5 protein-coding genes are annotated in these 5998 nt (G+C 61.6%); 3 read left to right on the top strand and 2 right to left on the bottom strand.

Features of this window, described 5'->3' with window-relative positions; all coding sequences use genetic code 11:
• Positions 1–176 precede the first annotated feature (176 nt).
• Both aroQ and ACE04F_RS19185 read left to right on the top strand, forming a co-directional pair.
• Positions 177–617, top strand: coding sequence for a type II 3-dehydroquinate dehydratase (aroQ, locus tag ACE04F_RS19190; protein WP_305498655.1), 441 nt, complete (start codon positions 177–179; stop codon positions 615–617).
• 5 nt (positions 618–622) lie between these two features.
• Positions 623–1474 carry a shikimate dehydrogenase gene (locus tag ACE04F_RS19185; RefSeq protein WP_486109136.1) on the top strand — a complete coding sequence of 284 codons (852 nt, stop codon included), beginning with the start codon at positions 623–625 and terminating at the stop codon, positions 1472–1474.
• A 123-nt stretch (positions 1475–1597) separates the two neighbouring features.
• Here the strand turns inward: ACE04F_RS19185 and ACE04F_RS19180 are convergent, their stop codons facing one another.
• Both ACE04F_RS19180 and quiC read right to left on the bottom strand, forming a co-directional pair.
• The gene (locus tag ACE04F_RS19180; RefSeq protein ID WP_486109134.1) at positions 1598–2275 is read right to left on the bottom strand and encodes a TetR/AcrR family transcriptional regulator; all 678 of its coding nucleotides are present in this window, start codon (positions 2273–2275) and stop codon (positions 1598–1600) included.
• A 102-nt stretch (positions 2276–2377) separates the two neighbouring features.
• Positions 2378–4276 carry a 3-dehydroshikimate dehydratase QuiC gene (gene quiC / locus ACE04F_RS19175; RefSeq protein WP_486109132.1) on the bottom strand — a complete coding sequence of 633 codons (1899 nt, stop codon included), beginning with the start codon at positions 4274–4276 and terminating at the stop codon, positions 2378–2380.
• Positions 4277–4546: 270 nt separating this feature from the next.
• On the opposite strand from quiC, the gene ACE04F_RS19170 reads away from it, so the two are divergent.
• On the top strand, positions 4547–5884 hold the full coding sequence (locus ACE04F_RS19170) for an MFS transporter (protein WP_486109130.1): 1338 nt from the start codon (positions 4547–4549) through the stop codon (positions 5882–5884).
• Positions 5885–5998 lie beyond the last annotated feature (114 nt).

Raw genomic sequence — 5998 nt, 5'->3', positions numbered from 1 at the left:
CCCCCCCCCCCCCCCCCCCCCCACAGCTGCCTTCCCTGATAAACCCGTGTTCGATCATCGAACACTTATTGGCCCTCGAACGCGGCTTTGTTTGACCAAATTAACCATCTAGTACAATTTATCTCCAGAGGCTGTAACACAGCCCACACCAACAATAAAAATGTGGAGAAATTGCGATGCCTCCGATCGTTCTGGTGCTCAACGGCCCGAACCTGAACCTGCTCGGCACCCGCGAGCCGGCCACCTATGGCCACGAAACCCTGGCTGATATTTCCGCGCTGTGTGGCCGCGCCGCCGAGGAGTTCGGCCTGGCCGTGGAGTTCCGCCAGACCAACCAGGAAGGCGAATTGCTTGACTGGATCCACGGCGCCCGTGGCCGGTGTGCCGGGATCATCATCAACCCGGCGGCCTGGACTCATACTTCGGTTGCCATCCGCGACGCGCTGGTGGCCAGTGAAGTCCCGGTGATCGAAGTCCACCTGTCCAACGTCCACGCCCGCGAAACCTTTCGTCACCACTCCTTTGTCTCGTCAGTCGCCATCGGCGTGATGTGCGGGTTCGGCAGCCATGGCTATCGCCTGGCCCTGGAACATTTCAGTCAGCGGTTGAAGGGTTGATGAGTATGTCCAACGTCACTGTACTGGCCGGCCTGATCGGCGCGGGCATCCAGGCCTCTCGCACGCCGGCGCTCCACGAACACGAAGGCGACGCCCAAGGCATGCGTTACCTGTATCGGCTGATTGATCTGGATGCGCTGAAACTCGACAGCGGCGCGCTGGCCGATTTGCTGGTGGCTGCCGAGCGTATGAGTTTTACCGGCCTGAACATCACGTTTCCTTGCAAGCAGGCGGTCATCCCGCTGCTGGACGAGTTGTCGCCCGAAGCGCGCGGTATCGGTGCGGTGAATACCGTGGTGCTCAAGAACGGCAAACGCATCGGCCACAACACCGACTGCCTCGGCTTCGCCGAAGGCTTTCGGCGAGGCCTGGGCGATGTGACCCGTCGGCATGTCGTCCAGATGGGCGCTGGGGGCGCCGGGGCTGCCGTCGCCCACGCGTTATTGGCCGAAGGGGTGGAGACGCTGAGCATCTTTGATGTCGAGACCAGCCGTGCCGAGGCGCTGGCGAATAACCTGAACCAACAGTTCGGCGCCGGCCGTGCTCGCGCCGGGCGTGACCTGCCCACCGCCATGGCCGAGGCCGACGGCCTGGTGAACACCACGCCGATGGGCATGGCGAAACTGCCGGGCATGCCGGTACCGGTGGAGCTGTTGCGAGGCGATCTGTGGGTCGCGGAAATCGTCTATTTCCCGTTGGAAACCGAACTGCTGCGCAACGCCCGCGCCCTCGGCTGCCGCACGCTGGATGGCGGCACCATGGCGGTATTCCAGGCGGTGAAGGCGTTCGAACTGTTCAGCGGCGTGGCGCCCGATGCGGGACGGATGCTGGCGCATTTTCAGCGCATGGATAATTAAAGCCGAGTGAAAATTCCTCCTGTGGGAGCGAGCCTGCTCGCGAATGCGTTGTTTCAGTAGGCGAATTTGTGACTGGCACACCGCATTCGCGAGCAGGCTCGCTCCCACAAGGTAGGTTCGGTGTCAGGCCTGCAAGTACCGCAACACCGATTCACAGACCATTTGCCGATGGCGCTGCTTGACCGCTTCGTCCGACAGATCAATCTGGAAGATCTCACCGAACGTCTGGCGGTTGGACACCCGGTAGAAGCAGAACGAACTGATCAGCAGATGCACATCCAGCGGCTCGAGGCCGGCGCGAAACACGCCCTCCTCGGCGCCTCGGCGCAATATCACGCCAAGGGAATCGAGAATGGTGTTGGTCATCGCCTTGATCGCGCCGGACTGTTTCACGTATTCGGCGTTGTGGATGTTTTCGATGCAGACGATACGCACGAAGTCCACGTTGCGGTCATGGTGGTCGAAGGTGAATTCCACCAGCCTCCGGATCGCGTCGACCGGCGCCAGCTCGGCCAGGTGCAGGCGGCTTTCGGTGGTGCGGATATCGCCGTAGAGTTTTTCCAGCACCTCGACGTACAGCTGCTCCTTGCTGCCGAAGTAGTAATAGATCATCCGCTTGGAGGTGTGGATGCGCTCGGCGATGGCGTCGACCCGCGCGCCGGCCAGGCCCTGCTGGACGAACTCGACGATGGCTTCCTGAAGAATGTTTTCCCGGGTCTTTTCCGGGTTGTTCTTGCGACTCTTGCGCGGCGCGGCGACAGGTTCGTCGAGGGCTGCGGGAAGCTCTGGATTCATAGTCATTACGGGCTCACGGCCATCACTGCACAGGTTGGCGATTATGGGCCGCACCGCACAGTGAAGGAAGCCACGGCGTTGCCCTTTACCGCCGCGCTTACGATTTCCCTACAACTTGGCGTGCCGCAAGCCACCGCTACGAGACTTGGCCATGGCCGCCAGCCGCACCGCGACGTTGGCCGCGCCGTAGCCGGCATAACCGTTCTTGCGCTGGATGATTTCAAAGAAAAATCGCCCTTCGAACGGTTCGGTATAGACGTGAAACAACTCGCCGCCCTGAGCGTCACGGTCGTACAACACGTTGAAATAGGCCAGCTCGCTGAGAAACTCATCGTCGAAATCGAAACGCGCCGCCAGGTCGTCGTAGTAGTTGAGCGGGATGTCAAGCAACGGCACCCCGGCCTCCTTGGCACGGCTGACCTGGGCGAAGATATCGTCGCAGTCAAAGGCGATATGGTGCACGCCGGAGCCGCGATAACTCGACAGCGCGTGTGAGATCGCGGTGTTGCGGTTCTCGGAAATGTTCAGCGGCAAACGAATCGAACTGCAGCGGCTGCGCAACGCACGGCTTTTCACCAGGCCATAGGGGTCGGGCAACACCACTTCATCGTCCGCTTCGAAATCCAGCAGGCTCTTGTAGAACAGCACCCAACTGTCGAGGCTGTCAGCCGGCAGCGCCATCGCCATGTGGTCGATGCGCTTGAGCCCGGCGCCGATGACCGCACCAGGTTGCAAGTTGAAATCGGTGCCATAGACATCGGCGTCCTGGTCCACCAGGTAGATCAGGCTGCCATCCGGCGCCCGCACCGCGGCCAGCTCCAGCTCGTTCGGCCCGACCAGGCCGCGATAAGGCTGGCCCTTGTAGGCCACCGCCCGCTTGAGGGCGCTGGCGCTGTCTTTGACCCGCACGGCGGTGGCGCACAACGATGGGCCATGGGCTTCAAAAAAGCTGTGGGCGAAGGAATACGGCTCGCAATTGAGGATCAGGTTGATATCGCCCTGGCGCAACAGGCTGACGTTCTTGGAGCGATGCTGGCCGGCCTTGACGAACCCCAGCCGCTCCAGCCAGTGGCAGAGCTTGGCGCCGAGGTTGTCATCCACGGCGAACTCCAGGAATTCAACGCCGTTGTATTCGCTGGCCGGCGCTGTCGCGAAGAGGATATCGCTGTTCTGGGCAGGCGCTTGCGCGGCCAGGCGCTCTCGGGTTTTTTCTTCCAGGTACAGCAGCGAACGCAAACCGTCGGCGGCGTTGGCCCTGGGCGGAGCGGCGCGAAACCCGTCGTTGAAGATCTCCAGCGACAGCGGCCCGGTGTAACCGCTCTGGATGATCGGCGCGAGGAAACCCGGCAGGTCGAATTCACCCTGGCCCGGAAAACAGCGGAAATGCCGGCTCCACTCCAGGACGTCCATCGCCAGGATCGGCGCATCGGCCATCTGCACGAAAAAAATCTTTTCCCCGGGGATCTCGGCGATGGCGCTCGGGTCGCCCTTGAGGGACAACGTGTGAAAGCTGTCGAGCAGCACGCCCAGGCTGGGGTGATCGGCCTGGCGCACGATATTCCAGACTTGTTGATAAGTATTCACGTGGCGGCCCCAGGCCAGCGCTTCATAACCGATGCGCAGGCCCCGCGCACCGGCACGCTCGGCCAGCAGCCTGAGGTCATCAATCAGGATCTGTTCATCGCCGACGCTGTCGGCCGAGGCATTGCTGCACACCAGCACCAGATCGGTGCCCAGTTCCTGCATCAGGTCGAATTTGCGCTCGGCGCGCTCCAGGTTGCGCGCCAGGCGCTCCCGGCGGCAACCTTCGAAGTCCCGAAAGGGCTGGAACAAGGTGATGGCGATACCCAGGTCGGCGCACATCTGCCTGATTTCCCGAGGGCTGCCGTCGTAATACAGGAGGTCGTTCTCGAAAATTTCCACGCCGTCGAAACCAGCGGCGGCAATCGCTTCGAGTTTTTCCGGCAGGGTACCGCTCAAGGAAACAGTGGCAATGGAACGCTGCATGACTTCGGCTCCCGGGACAGGCATCGGCTACACAAGGTGCGCCGCTTTTGAAAGAGTCAGCCGATTATTGAGCGGTCGGTTTTTTTGGGCAATTTAATATGTACCATCCGGTTAGTTTTTTGGGCGATTATCGAACACAATGCCCGATCAGCGAATTGACGATTTTTTGTCCACTGCGCACCATCGGCCCCACATTGACGCCGGGTTGCGGCGCGAGCCTCAATGCAGACCCAGACCACACCATAAGAATTTCAAGAACGGGTGCACCTTATGATTCCTTCCCAGAGTTCCCGCCTGGCCCCCGGCCTGAGCGCCGCCCAAGACGGCATCGGCGACAAGATCCGTGGCGCCATGGCCGTGGGCAAGACCCGTTGGGGCATGCTTGCCCTGGTGTTTTTCGCCACCACCCTGAACTACATCGACCGCGCCGCCCTGGGGGTCATGCAGCCGATCCTGGCCAAGGAGATGAGCTGGACGGCGATGGACTACGCCAATATCAACTTCTGGTTCCAGGTCGGTTATGCGGTCGGCTTCCTGCTGCAAGGTCGCCTGATCGACCGGATCGGCGTCAAGCGTGTGTTCTTCTGCGCCGTGCTGCTGTGGAGCCTGGCAACCGGCGCCCATGGCCTGGCCACTTCGGCGGTGGGTTTCATGGTCTGCCGCTTCATCCTCGGCCTGACCGAAGCCGCCAATTACCCGGCCTGCGTCAAGACCACGCGGCTGTGGTTCCCGGCCGGCGAACGGGCCGTGGCCACCGGTATCTTCAACGCCGGCACCAACGTTGGCGCCATGTTCACGCCGATGCTGCTGCCGCTGATCCTGCACGTATGGGGCTGGCAGGCCGCGTTCCTGTGCATGGCCGCGCTGGGCGGGATCTGGTTGCTGTTCTGGGGCCTGAAATACTTCAACCCGGAAGATCACCCCAGCGTCAAACAGTCGGAACTGGACTACATCCAGGCCCAGGAAGAACCGGACCAGGTTCGCGTACCGTTTTCCCGTATCCTGCGCATGCGCGGCACCTGGGCCTTCGCCCTGGCCTACTCGATTACCGCGCCGGTGTTCTGGTTCTACCTCTACTGGCTGCCGCCGTTTCTCAACCAGCAATACAACCTGGGCATCAACGTGACCCAGATGGGCATCCCGCTGATCATCATCTATCTGACCGCCGACTTCGGCAGCGTCGGCGGCGGGATCCTGTCCTCGTTCCTGATCGGTCGCGGGGTCAATCCGATCAAGGCGCGACTGCTCTCCATGCTGCTGTTCGCCTGCTGCATCGTCGGCGTGATCATGGCCGCCGGCTCCAGCAGCCTGTGGGTGGCGGTGTTTGCCATCTCCCTGGCCATCGGCGCGCACCAGGCCTGGACGGCGAATATCTGGAGCCTGGTGATGGACTACACGCCCAAGCACATGATGAGCACGGTGTTCGGCTTCGGCGGCATGTGCGCGGCGATCGGCGGGATGTTCATGACCCAGTTGGTGGGGCATATCCTGACGGTCACCCATAACAACTACACGGTCCTGTTCACCCTGATTCCGGCGATGTATTTCATTGCGCTGATCTGGATGTACTTCATGGCGCCGCGCAAGGTTCCGACCCTGGAAAACTGACCGTGAACTAACGGACAGCGATTAACCCGTGGCGAGGGAGCTTGCTCCCGTTCGATTGCGCAGCAATCGCAAAAAAGCGAGGGCCGCTTCGCAGCCCAGCGGGAGCAAGCTACC

It is taken from the genome of Pseudomonas sp. AGC41 (genome assembly GCF_057334555.1).
The sequence above is the reverse complement of the archived record's forward strand: the minus strand, read 5'-3'. Positions and strand labels throughout refer to the sequence as shown.